Genomic DNA, 18919 nt, shown 5'->3' with positions numbered 1-18919 from the left:
AATGAAACATTGGATTTTATCAGAAACTGAATTCGAAAAGAGTTATATAATTTTAACAGAAAAATCTGTTTGGTTAACTAGTCAAGATAAGAACTTAGATATTAATAAATTAATTGAGACCAAGAATTTGGGTATAGTTAAAAGTATTCGCTATGAAGATTTAAAAGAAATTGTTTTTATTGATTCCAATTTTTCAATAGAGTTTAGATATAAGGACGATAGTGTTCCAGAAATAAATTTACCGATTGACAAAATGATATACAGTGAAATAAAATCTTATTTAAAAAATAATCTTAAAGGAACCGAACTCAAGAATTTTTCACTTTTTAAACAAATACTTCCCCATTTAATTTCATTTGTCATTTTAAGTTTAATAATTGGTTTAACCTATATGTCTGCATTAGAAATTGAGAGTGGAAATGAAGTAAGAGTTTCAGGCGGTAAATCATTTATCATAACATCAATTGCAAAAGTTTTAGGCTCAACCGCTACATTAATAATTGGCGTGATAATAATTTCACTTTTAATTTATTTTATTAGTAGAAAAATACAAAACCCCAATAGAGGCGAGGTATTGAAAATAAAAAAATCACCTAGATTAGTAGCATGAAAAAATTAAAATTCCCCACGGCACAAACCATATTATTAATAATTGCAGGTTTTGTTGCCTTATTAACTTGGGTGGTCCCTGCTGGTAAATTTGATAGTTTAACCTATACTACTACAGACAAAACTTTTATAAAAACCAGTTTAGAAACTACCACCGCATTGCCTGCCACACAACATACTTTAGACAGCTTACAGATTAAAATTCCTTTAGAGAAATTTACTAGTGGTGCTATTTATAAACCTATTGGCATCCCTAATACCTACCAACAATTAGAAGCCAGACCACAGGGTTTTGCTGCTTTTGTGCAATCGCCCATAAAAGGTATTATTGCGGCGGCTGATATTATTTTTCTGGTCTTAATTATTGGTGGTCTTATTGGTATTATGAACCTTACCGGAGCTTTTGATGCTGGTATTGCTTGGTTGGCAAAAGCCTTAAAAGGCCGGGAATTTATTCTCATTATTATGGTTACTTGTCTCGTAGCATTAGGCGGCACTACTTTTGGGTTAGCAGAAGAAACCATTGCCTTTTTTCCTATTTTAATTCCCGTTTTTATTGCCGCAAAATATGATGCTATGGTTGGTTTGGCCTGTATTTTTTTAGGGTCTAGTATTGGCACCATGTGTTCTACAGTAAATCCGTTTTCAACCATTATTGCCTCAGATGCCGCTGGTATTAATTGGACTACCGGACTCAACGGACGGTTTATGATGTTGTGTATCGTACTTATTATTAGCTTATGGTATATACTGCGGTATGCTAAGCGTGTAAAAAATGACCCTACAAAATCTGTTATTTACGATCAGAAAGAACAACTAGAAGCCTTATTTCATTCCAATTCAGCACATAAAAACCTACAATTAACCCCCAGATTACGTTTAATTTTATTGGTATTTAGTCTAAGTTTTATCATTATGATTATAGGGGTTTCCAAATTAGAGTGGTGGTTTATAGAAATGACCGCTACTTTTTTAGTTGGTGCCGTTATCATCGGATTTATTGGTAAAATAAAGGAATCGCATTTCGTAGAAGCCTTTTCTAAAGGAGCTGGCGATTTATTGGGTGTAGCCTTTATTATTGGTATTGCCAGAGGCGTTTCTGTACTTATGGATGACGGATTGATTAGCGATACGCTATTATACCATGCCAGTACGGTAAAGGACGGTATGAACAAAGGAATCTTCGTAAATGCAATGCTTTATATTTATGGAGGTTTGTCATTTTTTATTCCCTCCTCTTCGGGTATGGCGGTATTGACCATGCCTGTAATGTCTCCACTTGCGGATACGGTGGGTATTGGTAGGGAAATTATTGTGAATACTTACCAATACGGTATGGGGTTGTTCTATTTTATAAACCCTACAGGCCTTATTTTACCCTCATTGGCCATTGTAAAAATCGGTTTTGACAGATGGTTAAAATTTATAATGCCATTATTTATAGTTTTAGTAATAGTGACTATGTTGGTATTAACCATTTCTGTGTATTTATGATCTTATCTATACTTTTAAGTAGTATCTTTTTTATACTTGCCTTAATTCATTTCAATTGGGTTTTTTGGTGGTAGTTTTGGTTTTAATGCGTCCTTACCGACCAAAACAACTGGAGAACGTGTTTTGAATCCCAAAAAAATAGATAGTGGCATTGTCGCACTTGTATTAACTGCTTTTGGATTTTTCTATTTGATAAAAACCAATTTAATTACAGTAAACATACCTTCTTGGATACTTACGTATGGCACATGGATTATTCCTGCTATTTTTCTATTACGTGCCATAGGAGATTTTAAATATATAGGTTTCTTTAAACGTGTTAAATCTACTGATTTTGCCAAATTAGATACTAAATTTTTTTCGCCATTATGTTTGACAATTTCTACTTTGGGAATTTTGATTGCAGTTATAAACTAATCTAAGCATAAAAATCTTTTTCTTTTTTGCTCCTTCCCTTGGCAAGGCAAGGTGGATTCCGACTTTTTCAGTCGGAAGACAGAAGGGTCTGAAATTATATTATAATTTATAGTAACTTAGTAACCCTAACCAAATACACAATGAAAAAATCAATTTTTACTTTCCTGCTAGCATGTTGCACACTGGTAACTTTTAGCCAGACCACTTCTATAAAAAACTCACCGCCACTTGCGGAAGCAACACCTAGTAGTGTAGGTATGTCAGCCGAAAGATTAGCACGAATTGATGCTATGCTCAAAGCGGCCATTGAAGACCAACAAGTGCCTGGTGCAGTGGCATTAATTGCCAGAAATGGAAAAATTGTCTATCACAAAGCATTTGGAATGGCAGATAACACCACAGGAAAAGCATTAAAAAAAGATGCTATTTTTAGAATTGCTTCCCAAACCAAAGCCATAACCTCAACAGCGGTAATGATGTTGTGGGAAGAAGGAAAATTCCAATTAGATGACCCTATTTCAAAATTTATCCCTGAATTTGAAAATGCTCACGTATTGGATACCTTATACGAAGATGGAACGTATGATACGAGTCCCGCTTCAAAACCCATCACCATACGGCATTTGTTAACACATACCTCAGGGATTGGTTATGGTGTTATTGACGGCGACGAACGATTTAAAAAAATTTATAAGAAAGCAGGAATCACCGATTTATTCACAACGGAAAATATAAGTATTGAAGAAAGTGTAAAAAAGTTGGCAAAGTTGCCTTTACATCACAATCCAGGTGAAAAATTCACCTATAGCGAAGGCTTGGATGTGTTAGGCTATTTTATAGAAATTGTATCCCAAATGCCTTTTGATAAATTTCTAAAAACAAGAATATTTGACCCGTTGGGAATGGAAGATACTTGGTTTTATTTACCCGAATCTAAACACGATAGATTGGTGACCATACAAAAAAAGGAAAATGACAAATGGATAAGTTATCCTACCACATTTTATGACCCTGATTATCCTAAAAAAGGGGCGAAACGGTTCTTTTCTGGTGGTGCAGGACTGTCTAGTACAGCAAAAGACTATGCCGCTTTTTTGCAGATGTATTTGAACAATGGTGAGTTAAATGGCAAACGTTTATTAAGTCGTACTACAATTCAATTTATAATGGGTAATCAAATTGGAGATTTGTGGGGAGATTCAGGCAGCTATTACGGATTGGCCTTCGGTGTTTTAGACAAAAAAGGGCAAGATATGGGCGGTAAGGGTAGCAAAGGAACTTTTGAATGGGGCGGTTATTTTAATACCCAATATTTTGCCAACCCAAAAGAAAATATTATTGGGATATTGATGAAACAAACACAAAATACCTCCACTGATGAAACAGCTTGGAAATTCAAAATATTAATTGGCCAAGCTATTGATGATTAATTTAAAAATTTAAACTTATGGACAAAGCACTACAAACTATGATTGATAATATGCCTGAAAAAACAGGTAAGTCATTAGAGCAATGGAAAAGGATTTTACAAACAAAAGAATTTACTAAACACAGCGAAGCCGTTAAATATCTAAAAAGTGAACATCAAGTAACACACGGTTTTGCCAATACTATTGTAACCCTTTCAAAAGATAACAATGACGCTCCTGATGATTTGGTTGAAAACCAATTTAAAGGCAAGGAAGGTTTACTGCCCATATATGAAAAATTAATTACCGTAGTAAGTAATTTTGGTAATGATGTTACCATTGCACCAAAAAAAACCAGTGTAAGTATTATAAGAAAAAGACAGTTTGCACTTATAAAGCCAGCCACCAAAACGCGTATTGACTTAGGTTTAAAAATAAAGGACAAACCTACTACCGATAGGCTTGAAAATTCTGGTCCTTTTGGTACTATGTGTACACACAGAGTACAAATACATTCTACTGGAGAAGTTGACGGGCAGTTGATAAATTGGCTAAAAGAAGCTTACGAGCAATCGGTTTAATCTTGAGTTTTTAAGTTATTCTCAGAGAGAAGATTCACAATTAAAAAAGTTACAAAAGCGGGCAATACCCAGCCTAAGCTATATTTAGAAAGTGGGATTACATTTTTTATGCCTACCAAACTATCCGCAGGAACTAAAAATTGTAAAAAATCTGGAATACTAAACAAAAAAGTAATCAAAACCACCATTCTAAAAACCTCTTTTGAAGCATATTTATCTGGCACTACATTTAGTAAAATCAGTACAATTGTTATTGGGTATATAAACATTAATATAGGCAAGGCTATCATAATTATTGAATGAAAATCCAATTTACCCACTAAAATTCCCAAAACACATCCTAATACAGCAGTAACAACATATATTTTTTGTGAGTTATTAAAAAGCCCCTTGAAGTAATCTGCTGTTCCTGTAACAATTCCCACCGCTGTTGTAAAACATGCCAGTGCTATCAATACGCTTAAAAAGGTTTTACCGATACCTCCTAAAGTTCGTAGGCTTATTCCCATTAACAAATTAGCTCTTTGCATATCATTGCTTAAAGCGTCGTCTATAAAAATTTCAGAGCCATAAACTGCACCTAATGAAATCAAGCCAGCATAAATAACAAACAAACCTAGTCCTGCTATAAATCCCGCTTTTTTTATAATTTCCCTTTTCACTAAAAAGGAATCCTTGTTATGAATATTTAAAGATATAATAATTACGGCTCCTACTACAACGGCACCAATAGCATCAAACGTCTGATAGCCTTCTAACAATCCATCCACAATAGGTGTTTCAAAATTAGAGGGGTTCATTAATATTTCACTAGAAAATAAACCAATTCCAATTACTAAAACGAGTATCAATACAATTAACGGCGTTAAAAATTTACCGATAAGACTTAAAATCTTAGAACGATTTAACACAAAAACCAACACCAAACCAAAATATATGCTACTTGTTAACAGCGGACTCGTCTCAAAAAGAGGATAAATTGCAATTTCATGGGTCGCAGCAGCGGTTCTTGGAGAAGGAATTGTAATCGAGATGATATAGACAATTATGCAATAAATTATGCTGAATGTTGGTGAGACTTTTTTACCAAAGTCATACATTGTACCTTGCAATTTAGCATGAGCTAAAATACCAAGTATAGGTATGATCACTGCGGTTATCATAAACCCAAGTGAAACCCAAAACCAATCTGAGCCCGCATTATACCCTAACAAAGGAGGTAATAATAAATTTCCTGCACCGAAAAACAATGAAAATAGGGCAAATCCGGTAATTAATATTTTCTTAGTTTTAGTCACAAATAGATTGTTTATAGACAAATATATCTATTTTTGTTACACCTCAATGAACCCCGAAAGGGTTTGAAACCCTTTCGGGGTTAGAAATCAACTAAATGAGACAATTGGAAATTATAAAACCAGATAATTATTACCATATTTATAATAGAGGGATTAATGGTGAAGATTTGTACTATTCTAAAAATAATTACATCTATTTTTTAAAGTTATACGAAAAACATATTACCCCTATAGTAGAAACTTTTGCTTGGTGTTTGATGCAAAATCATTTTCATTTTTTAGTGAAAATAAAATCGGAAAATGAACTTTTGGAATTGTATAATTCTGATATTAAAAAGGTAAGAAAAAGACCATCTCAGCAATTTTCAAACTTTTTTAATGCCTATGCCCAAGCTATTAATAGACAAAATAATAGGCATGGCTCTTTATTTGAAAAACCGTTTAGGAGGAAAAAAATTGAAGATGAAAAGTATTTAATAAACCTTATACTTTATATTCATAACAATCCTGTACACCATGGTATTACAAATCATATTGAAAAATATAAATGGAGTTCTTATATTTCTCTTATCGATAATGAAAATACTACTATACAAAAAGTGATATTTTAAATTTATTTGATGGTAGAGATAATTTTATTGAAGCACATCAACAAAAAGTTGATACAATTGCTATAGAAAAATGGTTGAAAACTTAAATACAACCCCGAAAGGGTCTGAAACCCTTTCGGGGTTTGTAACTCACAAAAATACACAGATAAGATACCGTACTTCTGGCAAAGGAGGAGCAGTTGTTTTACTCCATGGGTTTTTGGAAGATTTAACCATGTGGGATGACATTACAGAAGTGCTTTCAAAACGAAATCGTATAGTTTCAATAGATTTATTAGGACATGGAAAAACTGGAAATTTAGGATATGTACACACCATGTCAGCCCAAGCAGAAATGGTAAAAGCGGTGCTTAATCACTTAAAATTACGTAAATACATCCTAATTGGACATAGTATGGGTGGTTATGTTAGCCTCGCTTTCGCGGAATTATTTAAGGATTCAATTAAAGGAATTTGTTTGATGAATTCGACACCGGTTTCTGATACCAAAGAAAAAAAGATAAATAGAGACAGAGCAGTTGTTGCCGTTAAACAAAACCATAAAATGTTTATTAGGATGTCCATAACTAATTTATTTTCAGAAGAAAACAGAACTATTTTTAAAAAAGAAATTGAATGTTTAATTAATGATGGACTAAAATTATCTGTTCAAGGAATTGTAGCTTCATTGGAAGGAATGAAAATCCGAAAAAACCGGAAAGCATTATTTAGAAAGGCCACGTTCAAAAAAATGTTGATATTAGGTAAAAATGACCCTGTTTTAGATGCTCAATCTTTAAGAGATCAAACTAAAAATAGTGATATTAAAGTAGTGGAATTCCCAGATGGACACATGAGCCATATCGAAAATAAAAAAGAGCTTATTAAAACGTTACAAGATTTTGTAAAGAAGCCCCTCCCCAGCCCTCCCCGAAAAGGGGAGGGGGTCTGATTGAAGAAAAATTTCAACGAACACATTTTATATTTACGTAATGATGTTTAATAAAAACCGACTCATAATTGCACAAACTAAATTCATGAAAAACATTCTATTTTTACTGGTTATCCTTGTTTTTGGTGCCTGTTCGCAAAAAAAGGAAGCCACCTTTACGCTACAAGGTAATGTTATAAATACTAAAACCGATTATATCATCTTATTTCAAGAAAACGATATTGAAAGGAAAATTTCAACCCTAATTGATACTATTTATTTAGATGAAAATGGAAGTTTTTCTGCTGATTTTAATAATGAACCTCACTATTACACTTTAGTGATAAATGATAATAAAAAAATACCCTTAGCTATAGATAAGGAGCAAAATATAAATATTAAAGTTGATGATACCGAAACCAGTATAACAGGTTCTAAAGACACCGATTTATTAATAGCATACGAGAATTTAAGAGAAAAATCTTTAGATCGTTTGGTTAAATCTATAAGAAAACAAATTTCGGATGAAAATAAAACTGAAAATCCTAGTCCTAAAAAAATTGACTCTTTAGGTCAGTTAGAAATCAAAAATTATGATTTACACTTAGATGAGTTGAACACTTTTATCAAGGAAAAAATGGGGACAAGTATCGCAATTTACCCTACTTCTTTACGATGGAAAGGTGAGGATAATATTCCCTTTTTTGACAGTTTGGTAGATAGTTTTGAAAACAGCCACCCTAACTTAACAATTACAGAAAAATTAAGGGAAAAAGTAACTCGCTTACAACAAACATCAATTGGCGGAAAAGTACCAGATATTATTATGAATACTGCTGATAATAAGACGGTGAGTCTTTTTTCTATAAACAAAAAATATACATTAATCGATTTTTGGGCAAGTTGGTGCGGTCCGTGCCGTAGGGAAAGCGAAATTTTAAATAGATTATATAAAAAATATAAAGATGATGGCTTTGAAATTTACGGCGTTTCATTAGATACCAATAAACAGCAATGGCTCAAGGCTATAGAAAAAGACAACCGCAATTGGGCTAACGTATCCTCTTTAGAAGGGCTTAAGACTCCTGCGGCTTATAATTTTGCGGTAACCGCTTTGCCAATGAATTATGTAATTGATAGCAAAGGAAGAATTATCGCTAAAAATTTACATGGAGCCGAATTGTTAGAATTCATTGATAATTTGATGCAATAATCTCAATTATTTTAGACCAATTAATTCTATTTCGTCATTTTTTAAATGATAAAAAACACCTGTAATCGGTTCTTTATTGGTTAACTTTTCAGCCAGTTCACCACACAAATTACCACATTCAATTTTTGTACCATCTAACAGTTGAAAAGTTGAATCACTGTTCTTTCCAACAAAGGCCTGAATATTATTACCATTAGGTCTTGATAAAAGAATTTCGAAAGGTTCATCAGAAGGGGCTCTTACTTTACTCACTTCTTCTATTAATTTATAACGTATTGAACTTCCATCCGCAGGCGGGTTTTCCAGTGTTTCCTTTTTTATTTTTAAACTATACAAATACCCCAACTCGTAGTTGAACCCCTCAATTTCACCGTAAAACAAATTCCAATCAAAACCATTAACGGCACCTCCTTCTTGAACCAATAAAAATTGAGATGGGTAAAGAGATTCTCCAGACTGTTTAAAATGATTTACGTTCATCGTTGTAATTTCTAGGTTATCGTCATCCGAACAAGAAGATAGAGCTATTGAACATCCTAAAAAAAGTACTGCAAGGATTTTTATAATTTTCATTTTTTTAATTTAAGTTTAGTATATCGTAGATACCAAATTAAAAAAAGAGTTGCGTATAATTCAACAAAAGTAATATCAAAAAAAGATAATTTTATTACCAATTAACCTCGTTGACCCAAGTTAAACCAGAAAGGGATTCAAACCCTTTCTGGGTTGTTACAATTTTAAATATTCAATCTTTTTTCATCGCATTCCAACCCTGTGCGGTTAACTCCACTTTTTGATTGGCTCTAGTAATTAAATGCATCCCTTCGTTTTTTTCGGTAATATGCCCAATAACCGTTAAATTCGGATTGGCTTTTATTTTAGGATAATCAGCCGTATCAACTGTAAAAAGCAATTCATAATCTTCTCCTCCGCTTAAAGCTACTGTTGTACTGTCCAACTTAAATTCTTCACAAGTAGAGATAACCTGTGGATCTAACGGAATCTTATCTTCAAATAAATTACACCCTACCTCACTTTGTGTGCAAATATGAATAATTTCAGACGATAGACCATCGCTAATATCAATCATTGATGTTGGTTTTACATCAAGTTCTCTTAATAAATTCGGAATGTCTTTTCTGGCTTCTGGTTTTAACTGACGTTCCACCAAATAGGTGTAATTGTCCAATTCTGGTTGAGCATTCGGATTGGCTTGAAAAACTTGTTTTTCACGTTCCAACACTTGCAGTCCTAAGTAGGCCGCTCCTAAATCGCCAGTAACTACAATTAGGTCATTTGGCTTTGCACCATTTCTGTAGACTATGTCTTCTTTATTTGCTTCACCAAGAGCAGTTACACTAATCAATAGCCCTTTGGTAGAAGAGCTAGTATCTCCACCCACCAAATCTACGTTATAGAGCTTACATGCTAAATGGATACCAGAATATAATTCTTCAATAGCCTCCAACGGAAAACGGTTGGAAACCGCTAAGGAAATTGTAATTTGGGTAGCCTTTCCGTTCATGGCATACACATCAGATAAATTCACCATCACGGCCTTATAGCCCAAGTGCTTTAATGGCATGTATGACAAGTCAAAATGTACACCTTCTATCAATAAATCAGTAGTTAATAAAACCTGCTTATCTTTAAATTCCAACACCGCAGCATCATCACCAACACCTCTTATGGATGATTTATGTTTTAATTTTATAGCATCCGTTAAGTGTTTTATCAAACCAAATTCTCCCAATTCAGCTAATGATGTTCTTTGTTCGTTTTTATCTTCTAACATAGTATTTATTTGTCGTTTAGACCCCGAAACTTAGGGGTAAGAATTTTATAAATTCGCATTCCCAATATAGTTAATCGTTTTTCTTACTATTTATATCTTCCAATACCCACTCCAATTCAGGGTCTACATTATTCAATCGATCTTCTATTGTTGGAATAATTTCCACATCGGGCTTTATACCATAACCATCTGGATCTAGACGGTAGGGTGCTTCAATTTGTGCCAAGCCAATATTCATTTTAACTTTTGAATTTGGCAATTCTATAAATTTAAATAGCCCGGCAACCGTTCCGTTATAAGCACCGCCCGTTTCTTCTCCAACAAAAGTGGCTCTTTTATTAGCATGTAAATTTGTGGATAAAATAGACGAAGCAGAAAACGATGCTCCGTTAATCAGCACATAAATTTCTCCCTTAAAATTTAACGGATTAGGTTTTTTAACTTTAGAACTGGAAAATGAGTAATATTTTTTCCCGTCTTTTTTTCCAGATTTAAATAAATTATACACGGCCATAAAAGGTGATAACAACGTAGCACTAATTTTAATAAATACAGAGTTGTTCTTTGACAACATAGAGGTTAAAAAAGGTTGACGTGTTAACACTTCTGCTTTTTTAATCAACTGATATTCCTTATCGGTTAAATAGGAATACAATTTATCAATTTCTTCAAGCCTACCTCCTGTATTATCCCTTAAATCCAGTATTAAATATTCCGTTTTGGCAGCATCTATTTTGGCAAAACTTTCTTGATAGAATTTTTTGTAATTCCCATTGCCGAATCCTCTTATTTTCATGATGGCAACGCTACTATCTTTATCTATAAAATTCAAGTTTCTAGTGTACCTGTTTTTTGCTTTTTCAAAGCCATATATATAATCCTTTTCCCTCTTTTCCTTTTCTTTTAGTTTTAGCTCTTTCTTTTGTTCCTCTGTAAGTTTTTTTGGGGTTTTTTGAACTGAATCTATTTTAATTTTTCCTGGAATTGAATCTTTAGGAATTCTTCTAAGGACTTTAGTAAATAATGAATCTTCCTTTTTTAGCACAATTGAAAGACTATCAACAAAACCTTTGTCCAAATAATAGTAACCAGAAAATCTGGAGGCCACCATTCTGTCTTGAAAAGTAGTATTATAGCCATCAGAAGAAAATAGCCTTTTATACTTGTTAAAGAGCTTAGAAACATCCTCATCATTAATTTTAACCGCTTTACTGCCAATGATGGTGGAGTCTCCCCCTCTGGTATTTACGATCCATAAATTATTGTTTAAATACTCGAAATCCAATTCGTAAAACTCAAATTTATTTTTGTTCAATAATTTTCTTTGCTTACTGTTAAAACGCTTATGCGGAGGACTAACCGTAATATGCCCCTGCCTAACCTCAGCTATAACAGGTGCTAATTTTTCATAAAATTGTTGACTGGATAAAGGCTTAACAATTGTTTTTTTTAGACTGTCAAATTTATAATCCAGCTCTTTTTTTGATATGTATTGATATAATCTTGGATGCAGTTTTTTTAGTTTTTTATAGGCAACATCAACATCCTTTTTTAGATTCCGTGCAGAATGATTTACTGCAATCTGTTCATTATATGTTTTAACGCTAGTACACGAAAACAATAATAAGCATATGCCTAAAGTGTATAATATTCGTTGCATAAAATTCTATATAATTGGTAAAAATAAGTTGATTTTATTTAACGAGAAAAAACAAGTTGCTAAAATGACGAATCAGACATGATTTTCAAAATAGTTGAGCATCAAATTAATATTGAATATTTAACTACATTTGTTCTAAACTTAAGCTACTTCAGTTGTTTCAAATAACACAGCACGGTTTTTGATATAGATAGAATCAGTTACATAATATTTATGGTTTCAAAGAAAAAGATAATTGTATTTTTAAGAATCACAATATTTGCATTTTTAATCATTAGTTGTAGTACATCCGATGAGTCCATGGAAGACTTATCAGAAGCTGATTCCGATATGGATGGAATTCTAGATGCTAATGATAATTGTTTAGTTTCTGCAAATTCAGATCAAAATGATGCAGACGGAGATGGAATAGGAGATATTTGTGATACCACCTTTACTTTTAATACCGTTCCATGTGTTGGTGGAATGGCTAATACCTATCCTTGTAACGATTATGACTTACTTCAACATATTCCGTTGAGTTATTTTGATGCAGAATCTGCGAACGATTCTTGGGGTTGGCAAGACCCTGAAACAAAAAAGGAATATGCAATTATTGGACTTGAAAATGGCACCGCGTTTGTTGATATTACCAATGCAAGTGAAGCCATATACTTGGGCAAATTACCCACCGCCACTGTAAATAGTTCTTGGCGAGACATAAAAGTCTATAATAACCATGCTTTTATTGTTAGCGAAGCACAAGGCCATGGTATGCAAGTATTCGATTTATTAAAATTGAGAAACGTTATTAATCCTCCCGAAACTTTTCTAGCTGATAACCATTATACGGGTTTCGGAAATGCTCATAATATGGTAATTAACGAGGCTACAGGGTATGCGTACCCAGTGGGTACAAGCAGATCTGGACCATATTTAGGAGGGCCCTTATTTATTAATATTCAAAATCCCACCGCCCCAATTGATGAAGGTCGATATGCAATGGATAATTACAGTCACGATGCTCAAGTGGTAACCTATAATGGTAGTGATACAGAGCATATAGGTAAAGAAATTTTAGTTGGTAGTAATGAAAATGAAGTAGTTATTGTCGATATCACTGACAAATCAAATCCGAAAAATATTTCAAAAATTTCCTATGCTAATGTTGGTTATACTCATCAAGGTTGGTTTACGGAAAATCACCAATACTTTATTTTAGGCGATGAATTAGATGAACGAAATTTCGGATTTAATACCAGAACCTTAGTATTTGATTTTACCGACTTAGATAACCCTAAATTAAAAACCACTTATATTGGTCCAACTGCAGCAATAGACCATAATGGTTACACAAAAAACAATGTTTTTTATTTGGCCAATTATACTGCGGGAGTTAGATTTATTGATATTTCCGATATCTCAAACGGTGTACTTAACGAAGTTGGTTATTTTGACACCTATCCTGCACATAACAATGCTGCATTCAATGGGGCATGGAATGTGTTTCCATATTTGGAAAGCGGTAAAATAATAGTTAGCGATATTGACAGCGGATTATTTATTATCAAAAAAAAGTAACCCATTTAAATGATTATTTTCAAAATATATCGGACTATCTTATCTTTTGCTTTTCTAAGTTCTTTATTGCTTAGTTGCACCACAAATTCTGAATTGCCAATATCTACTTTATCTGGCGAAATTGAATGGCAAAAAACCTTTGGTGGTTCAGGAGATGATGTTGCCAGAGGTATAATTGAAACCAACGATGGTGGATATGCTGTTATCGGCCATACCAATAGTGTTAATGGAGATATAATTGATAAAGAAAATGAAGAAAACGATTTTTGGGTACTAAAACTAGATATAAATGGTAACGTTGAATGGAACAGGACCTATGGTGGTAGTGGTGACGACATTGGCAGAGCAATTATTCAAACTTTAGATGGCGGATATGCCATTACAGGGCCAAGTAAAAGTGCCGACGGTGATGCTTCCAATAATCAAGGACAACATGACCATTGGTTGGTGAAATTAGATTCAAAAGGAACGATTCAATGGGAAAAATCTTATGGTTTTGCAGGACATGATCATAGCCATTCTTTATTTCAAACCGATGATGGCGGGTATTTTATTGGTGGATATTTAGATGTTGACGGATCAAATGGATTGGGCAACGAAACGGTTAACACAAAACATGGCGTCGGAGAATTTTGGGCTCAAAAATTAGATACAAATGGAAATTTAGAATGGCGTAGATATTTTGGTGGAACTAACAATGATCGTATCTATAAAGTGTTAAAAGCTCATGATGGAAATTTTCTATTGGTAGGCTCAACCGAAAGTAATGATTCCGATATTAGCAATAGCAATGGTAGTTACGATTTTTGGGTTGTCAAAATTGATACAGAAGGCAAAATGCTTTGGCAAAAAACATATGGAGGTTCAGGTATTGATGATGCTTATGCAGCTGTTGCAACCGTTGATGGAAATTATATAATCGTTGGTTCCGCAATTTCAAATGATGGTAATATCTCGTCAAGCAACGGAAATTCAGATTATTGGGTTATTAAAATTAATGATAGTGGAGATTTACTTTGGGAAAAATCTTATGGAGGATCTTCATTTGATGCTTCCTTTGCTATTGCAAAATCACAAAATATATTTAGTTCATATCTGATTGCAGGAAATTCTAAAAGCAACGATGGAGACGTTATTAAAAATAATGGTGAAAATGATTTTTGGATTATAAAGATTGATGAAGATGGCAATTTGCTTTGGGAAAAATCCTTAGGAGGCTCGGGTTTAGATTTTGCTTATGGAATCGTTGGAACTTCTGATCAAAAAATGGTTGTTGTAGGCGAGACTGAAAGCAATGATAAAGATATCTCTTCTAATAAAGGGAAAAAGGATATTTGGATAGTTAAAATAAAGTAATTTCGCATATATTTATGGTTATATGATGCACTCTATTCTTGATAACGCTTATAAGAATGCGAAATCTTTAACTATAAATAAAGATTCTAAAATTATACTTTTTAGCGATGTTCATAAAGGAGATAACAGTTATGCGGATGATTTCCTACACAATATGCTTATTTATCAGCATGCCATTAAGGAATACTATAAAAAAAATTATATTTATATTGAATTGGGTGATGGCATAGAACTTTGGGAAAATTATTCTTTTGAGCCTATTTACAAAGCACATAAAAGCACTTTCGAATTGTTGAAATTATTTTATGATGATGATAGACTATATATGCTTTGGGGTAATCATGATATGATTTTTGGAGATCCGTTAACGGTAGAAAAAATGTTGTATAAAGTTTTTCCTCCTAAAAATATTAAACAAAAAGAGCGGCTTTTCAATTTAGAATATCACGAAAGTATGTTATTGGAAATTGAAAATACCGATAAAAAAATATTTCTAATTCACGGACATCAAGCCGATTGGTTTAATTACAGGTTTTGGAAAGTCAGCCGGTTTTTTGTTCGATATTTATGGATGCCCCTGCAAAAATGGTTTACCATAAAAGACCCTACAAGTCCGGCAAAAAACAATACTACACTCAACAGAATTGAAAAAAAATTAAAGGATTGGATGTTGAAAAACGACAATCAAATGGTAATTGCCGGGCATACACACAGACCCCGTTTCCCAGATCCAGGACTGCTTCCTTATTTTAATGATGGTAGTTGCGTACACCCTAATTCCATTATTGGTTTGGAAATTGAAAATTTAGAAATAGTAATGGTAAAATGGCGTTTTGAACAAAAAGACAACGGAGAAAATATTATTGTAAAAGATGTGTTGGCGGGACCTCAGCCATTAAGTGCATATTTATAATAAGCTACCCTACATCCCCCTCTCTGCCTGTATTTGTTCGTAAGCTTTTTGTATTTGCCTAAATTTTTCCTCAGCCCCTTTTTGATGGGCTTCGCCTAAATGTCTCAACTTATCAGGATGATGTTTTTTAACCATTTTGCGGTATGCTTTTTTAACTTCATCATTGGTGGCAGATTTAGTTATTTCTAAAATTTTGTATGCGGTACTGCTACTGTACGAGGCTGAGGAAGAACTCGAAGACGCACCATAAAACATTGCCTTTATAGATTCAAAATCGCGGTTACTGATGTACAAATAAACCGAAATACGTTTAATGGCATCGATTTCAGCCTGACTAACAGATCCGTCTGACTTGGCAATACCGAACAGAAAATGTAATAATTGCAAGCGTGAAGCATGGGTCATATGCTGACGGATTTGTATGCATACTTGACGAGTAGGAATTGTGCCTTTTTTTCTTATTTCATTAAATAACTTAAAAGCATTGTTTGCACGTTGCTTACCGTACATTCTTATAAAGTTGTCACGAACATAATCCAATTCTTTTTGGCTAGACTTTCCATCTGCCTTTATAACCACAGCAGCTAAAACCAATAGACTAATTTCAAAATCACCCGCTTCAGTTCTTGTAGATTGTCTAGGATTTTTTCCCATGGAATTGATATCTACTTCGGTAAAACCATCTACCAAACTGCCTACTATAAAACCTAGTATTCCACCAATGGGTCCACCTAAAGACCATCCTAGCGTTGCACCGATCCATTTTGAAAAACTCGCCATAAAAAATAATCTACAATATGGCTTCAAAGATACATTTATCTTAGAACTATTCTTAATAATGATTATCTTTGCAATTCAAATTTTAAAAGAAAAGATTATGTATCCAGAAGAAATAGTAAAACCAATGCGTCAGCAACTAGTAGATGCAGGTTTTCAAGAATTAAAATCAGCAGACCAAGTTGACGCTATATTAAATGAAAAAGGAACTACCTTGATTATGGTAAATTCCGTTTGTGGTTGTGCCGCCGGAACCGCCAGACCAGGTGCAATTTTATCAACGCAAAGCGATAAAAAACCAGATCATTTAACCACAGTATTTGCGGGTAATGATGTTGAAGCGGTGAATAAAGCTAGGGAACACATGATTCCTTTTCCTCCTTCTTCTCCAGCAATTGCTTTGTTTAAAGATGGCGAATTGGTGCATATGTTAGAACGTCACCATATCGAAGGCAGATCTGCCGAAATGATTGCAGAAAATTTAGCAGGAGCATATCAAGAGTTTTGTTAAACTTTACAGACTAACCCTCTTCCCATAAAAGAAGAGGGCTTTTTATTTACAAAAATGCGAAAACTATTAGCCTATCCCTTATCGGTTTTATATTATCTGTGTTTTGGATTAACGCTTGTTGTATTTCATCCTATTTTGTGGATAAGCAAAAATGTATTTGGTTATAAAACCTTAAAGAAAAGTGTTGATGTTTTACAGTTTTTTTTAATGCGATGTTTAAACGTTTTAGGTACACATTTTACATTTACCAATCCTCATCAAATAAAAGCAAATCAACCTGTAATAATAGTTGCCAATCACCAAAGCATGTACGATATTTCGCCCATTATGTGGTATATGCGAAAATATCATCCTAAATTTATCAGTAAGGTTGAATTGGGAAAAGGTATTCCTAGCGTTTCTTACAATCTACGTCACGGCGGATCGGTTCTGATAGACAGAAAAAACCCTAGGCAATCGATTACTGCCATTAAGGATTTTTCGCAAAATATTAAAGAAAACAATTGGGCTGCTGTCATTTTTCCAGAAGGCACTAGAAGTAAAAATGGTGTGCCCAAAGATTTTCAGAAAAGAGGGTTGCTAACGCTATTTAAAGAAATACCAGAAGCAATAGTAGTACCAATTTCCATCAACAATTCTTGGAAAACAGTACGTTACGGAAAATTTCCAATGGGTATTGGTACACACATGACTTTTACTGTGCATAAACCATTAAAAATTGCTACCTTTACGGATAAAGAGACTTTAATTAACAAAGTTGAAACTGTTATCAAAAATGGTATTTATCCTTAAAGCGAATATATGTCCTTAAAAAATAAAAGATTAGAAGTAATGCAGTTTTTGGAAAAAGATGTTGATGATCTAATCCAAAAATACCTTATTCCCATAGATGAAATTTGGCAACCTTCTGATTTTTTACCCGACTCCGAAAGTGATAAATTTTTTGATGAGGTTACCGAAATTCGTGAATTGGCCAAAGAATTACCTTACGATTTTTGGGTAGTTTTGGTGGGTGATATGATTACGGAAGAGGCATTGCCTACTTATGAATCTTGGTTGATGGATGTAGAAGGCGTGGATCAGGTTGGTAGAAATTCTTGGGGTAAATGGGTGCGTCAATGGACGGGTGAAGAAAACCGACATGGTGATGTACTCAACAAATACCTTTATCTTTCTGGTAGGGTAAACATGAAAGAAATTGAGAAAACCACTCAACATTTAATTACAGATGGTTTTGATATTGGTACGGACAGAGATCCATATAAGAACTTTGTTTACACCAGCTTTCAAGAATTGGCAACCTATGTTTCACATAATCGTGTGGCAAAATTGGCAAAAGCAAAAGGGAATAAACAATTGGCAAAAATGTGCCGAATTATATCGGGTGATGAAATGCGTCACCATAATGCTTATTCCGATTTTGTAGAACGTATTTTTACGGTTGACCCTAGCCAAATGATGTTGGCTTTTGAATATATGATGAAGCAAAAAATTGTAATGCCAGCTCATTTTTTAAGGGAGTCTGGCGAAAAAATTGGTACTGCTTTTGAAGAATTTTCTAATACCGCACAACGAATTGGAGTCTATACATCTTTAGATTATGTTGACATTCTCGATAAGTTAATAAAACGTTGGGAAATTGATAAAATCACCCACCTTTCCGATGAAGCCGAAAAAGCAAGGGATTATTTAGTTAGTCTCCCTTCCAGAATGTTACGCTTGGCCGAGCGAATTAAAATTCCAGAAAATTCTTATCAATTCAAGTGGGTAGAAAGTCCCACTTCATAATTGGGTATAATCAGGTA

At 33.7% G+C, this 18919-nt stretch carries 19 protein-coding genes; 14 read left to right on the top strand and 5 right to left on the bottom strand.

The window, feature by feature from the left end; translation table 11 throughout:
* The first annotated feature begins 1 nt into the window (after nt 1).
* From UMM65_RS06310 to UMM65_RS06290, 5 genes are all read left to right on the top strand, one after another.
* Nucleotides 2–610 (top strand): hypothetical protein, encoded by a 609-nt coding sequence (locus UMM65_RS06310; RefSeq protein WP_321975645.1) that lies wholly within the window; start codon nt 2–4, stop codon nt 608–610.
* Complete coding sequence (locus tag UMM65_RS06305; RefSeq protein WP_321975644.1) at nt 607–2103, top strand: YfcC family protein; 1497 nt, start codon at nt 607–609, stop codon at nt 2101–2103. Before UMM65_RS06310 ends, UMM65_RS06305 begins: the two co-directional genes overlap by 4 nt.
* Before the next feature lie 123 nt (nt 2104–2226).
* A complete protein-coding gene (locus UMM65_RS06300; protein WP_321975643.1) occupies nt 2227–2520 on the top strand; it encodes a DUF3995 domain-containing protein in 294 nt (97 codons plus the stop codon).
* Between the two features lie 140 nt (nt 2521–2660).
* On the top strand, nt 2661–3950 hold the full coding sequence (locus tag UMM65_RS06295) for a serine hydrolase domain-containing protein (RefSeq protein ID WP_321975642.1): 1290 nt from the start codon (nt 2661–2663) through the stop codon (nt 3948–3950).
* Nucleotides 3951–3967: 17 nt separating this feature from the next.
* Nucleotides 3968–4510: a DUF4287 domain-containing protein gene (locus UMM65_RS06290; protein ID WP_321975641.1), complete on the top strand. Its 543-nt coding sequence runs from the start codon at nt 3968–3970 to the stop codon at nt 4508–4510.
* Here UMM65_RS06290 and brnQ read toward each other — a convergent pair.
* Nucleotides 4507–5808, bottom strand: a complete 1302-nt coding sequence (brnQ, locus tag UMM65_RS06285) for a branched-chain amino acid transport system II carrier protein (RefSeq protein WP_321975640.1) — start codon at nt 5806–5808, stop codon at nt 4507–4509. The genes UMM65_RS06290 and brnQ overlap by 4 nt on opposite strands.
* A 95-nt stretch (nt 5809–5903) precedes the next feature.
* Here brnQ and UMM65_RS06280 point away from each other — a divergent pair, with 95 nt between their 5' ends.
* The 3 genes from UMM65_RS06280 to UMM65_RS06270 all read left to right on the top strand — a co-directional run bounded on the left by UMM65_RS06280 (nt 5904) and on the right by UMM65_RS06270 (nt 8542).
* Nucleotides 5904–6419 carry a hypothetical protein gene (locus UMM65_RS06280; RefSeq protein ID WP_321975639.1) on the top strand — a complete coding sequence of 172 codons (516 nt, stop codon included), beginning with the start codon at nt 5904–5906 and terminating at the stop codon, nt 6417–6419.
* 70 nt (nt 6420–6489) lie between these two features.
* Nucleotides 6490–7350 carry an alpha/beta fold hydrolase gene (locus UMM65_RS06275; protein ID WP_321975638.1) on the top strand — a complete coding sequence of 287 codons (861 nt, stop codon included), beginning with the start codon at nt 6490–6492 and terminating at the stop codon, nt 7348–7350.
* Between the two features lie 85 nt (nt 7351–7435).
* The gene (locus UMM65_RS06270) at nt 7436–8542 is read left to right on the top strand and encodes a TlpA disulfide reductase family protein (protein ID WP_321975637.1); all 1107 of its coding nucleotides are present in this window, start codon (nt 7436–7438) and stop codon (nt 8540–8542) included.
* A 6-nt stretch (nt 8543–8548) separates the two neighbouring features.
* Here the strand turns inward: UMM65_RS06270 and UMM65_RS06265 are convergent, their stop codons facing one another.
* The 3 genes from UMM65_RS06265 to UMM65_RS06255 form a co-directional block, all read right to left on the bottom strand.
* Nucleotides 8549–9115 carry a DUF4377 domain-containing protein gene (locus UMM65_RS06265; protein WP_321975636.1) on the bottom strand — a complete coding sequence of 189 codons (567 nt, stop codon included), beginning with the start codon at nt 9113–9115 and terminating at the stop codon, nt 8549–8551.
* 172 nt (nt 9116–9287) lie between these two features.
* A complete protein-coding gene (gene thiL / locus UMM65_RS06260; RefSeq protein ID WP_321975635.1) occupies nt 9288–10337 on the bottom strand; it encodes a thiamine-phosphate kinase in 1050 nt (349 codons plus the stop codon).
* A 70-nt stretch (nt 10338–10407) separates the two neighbouring features.
* Nucleotides 10408–11997, bottom strand: coding sequence for a S41 family peptidase (locus UMM65_RS06255; RefSeq protein ID WP_321975634.1), 1590 nt, complete (start codon nt 11995–11997; stop codon nt 10408–10410).
* A 213-nt stretch (nt 11998–12210) separates the two neighbouring features.
* Between UMM65_RS06255 and UMM65_RS06250 the strand changes: the two genes are divergently transcribed.
* The 3 genes from UMM65_RS06250 to UMM65_RS06240 are packed head-to-tail and all read left to right on the top strand — an operon-like array spanning nt 12211 to nt 15826.
* The gene (locus tag UMM65_RS06250) at nt 12211–13557 is read left to right on the top strand and encodes a choice-of-anchor B family protein (protein ID WP_321975633.1); all 1347 of its coding nucleotides are present in this window, start codon (nt 12211–12213) and stop codon (nt 13555–13557) included.
* A 9-nt stretch (nt 13558–13566) separates the two neighbouring features.
* On the top strand, nt 13567–14913 hold the full coding sequence (locus tag UMM65_RS06245) for a hypothetical protein (protein ID WP_321975632.1): 1347 nt from the start codon (nt 13567–13569) through the stop codon (nt 14911–14913).
* Between the two features lie 22 nt (nt 14914–14935).
* Nucleotides 14936–15826 (top strand): metallophosphoesterase, encoded by an 891-nt coding sequence (locus UMM65_RS06240; RefSeq protein WP_321975631.1) that lies wholly within the window; start codon nt 14936–14938, stop codon nt 15824–15826.
* A gap of 9 nt (nt 15827–15835) precedes the next feature.
* Here UMM65_RS06240 and UMM65_RS06235 read toward each other — a convergent pair whose 3' ends face one another.
* The gene (locus UMM65_RS06235) at nt 15836–16606 is read right to left on the bottom strand and encodes a molecular chaperone DjiA (RefSeq protein WP_321975630.1); all 771 of its coding nucleotides are present in this window, start codon (nt 16604–16606) and stop codon (nt 15836–15838) included.
* A 97-nt stretch (nt 16607–16703) separates the two neighbouring features.
* Between UMM65_RS06235 and UMM65_RS06230 the strand changes: the two genes are divergently transcribed.
* The 3 genes from UMM65_RS06230 to UMM65_RS06220 are packed head-to-tail and all read left to right on the top strand — an operon-like array spanning nt 16704 to nt 18902.
* Complete coding sequence (locus UMM65_RS06230; protein WP_321975799.1) at nt 16704–17114, top strand: BrxA/BrxB family bacilliredoxin; 411 nt, start codon at nt 16704–16706, stop codon at nt 17112–17114.
* A gap of 54 nt (nt 17115–17168) precedes the next feature.
* Entirely contained in the window at nt 17169–17906 is a 738-nt protein-coding gene (locus UMM65_RS06225) for a lysophospholipid acyltransferase family protein (protein WP_321975629.1), read from the top strand.
* A 9-nt stretch (nt 17907–17915) separates the two neighbouring features.
* The gene (locus UMM65_RS06220; RefSeq protein ID WP_321975628.1) at nt 17916–18902 is read left to right on the top strand and encodes an acyl-ACP desaturase; all 987 of its coding nucleotides are present in this window, start codon (nt 17916–17918) and stop codon (nt 18900–18902) included.
* Nucleotides 18903–18919 lie beyond the last annotated feature (17 nt).

The organism is Aureibaculum koreense, from assembly GCF_034296135.1.
GTDB lineage: Bacteria > Bacteroidota > Bacteroidia > Flavobacteriales > Flavobacteriaceae > Aureibaculum.
Note: the sequence above shows the minus strand (reverse complement) of the source record. Positions and strands in the feature narration are given on the sequence as shown.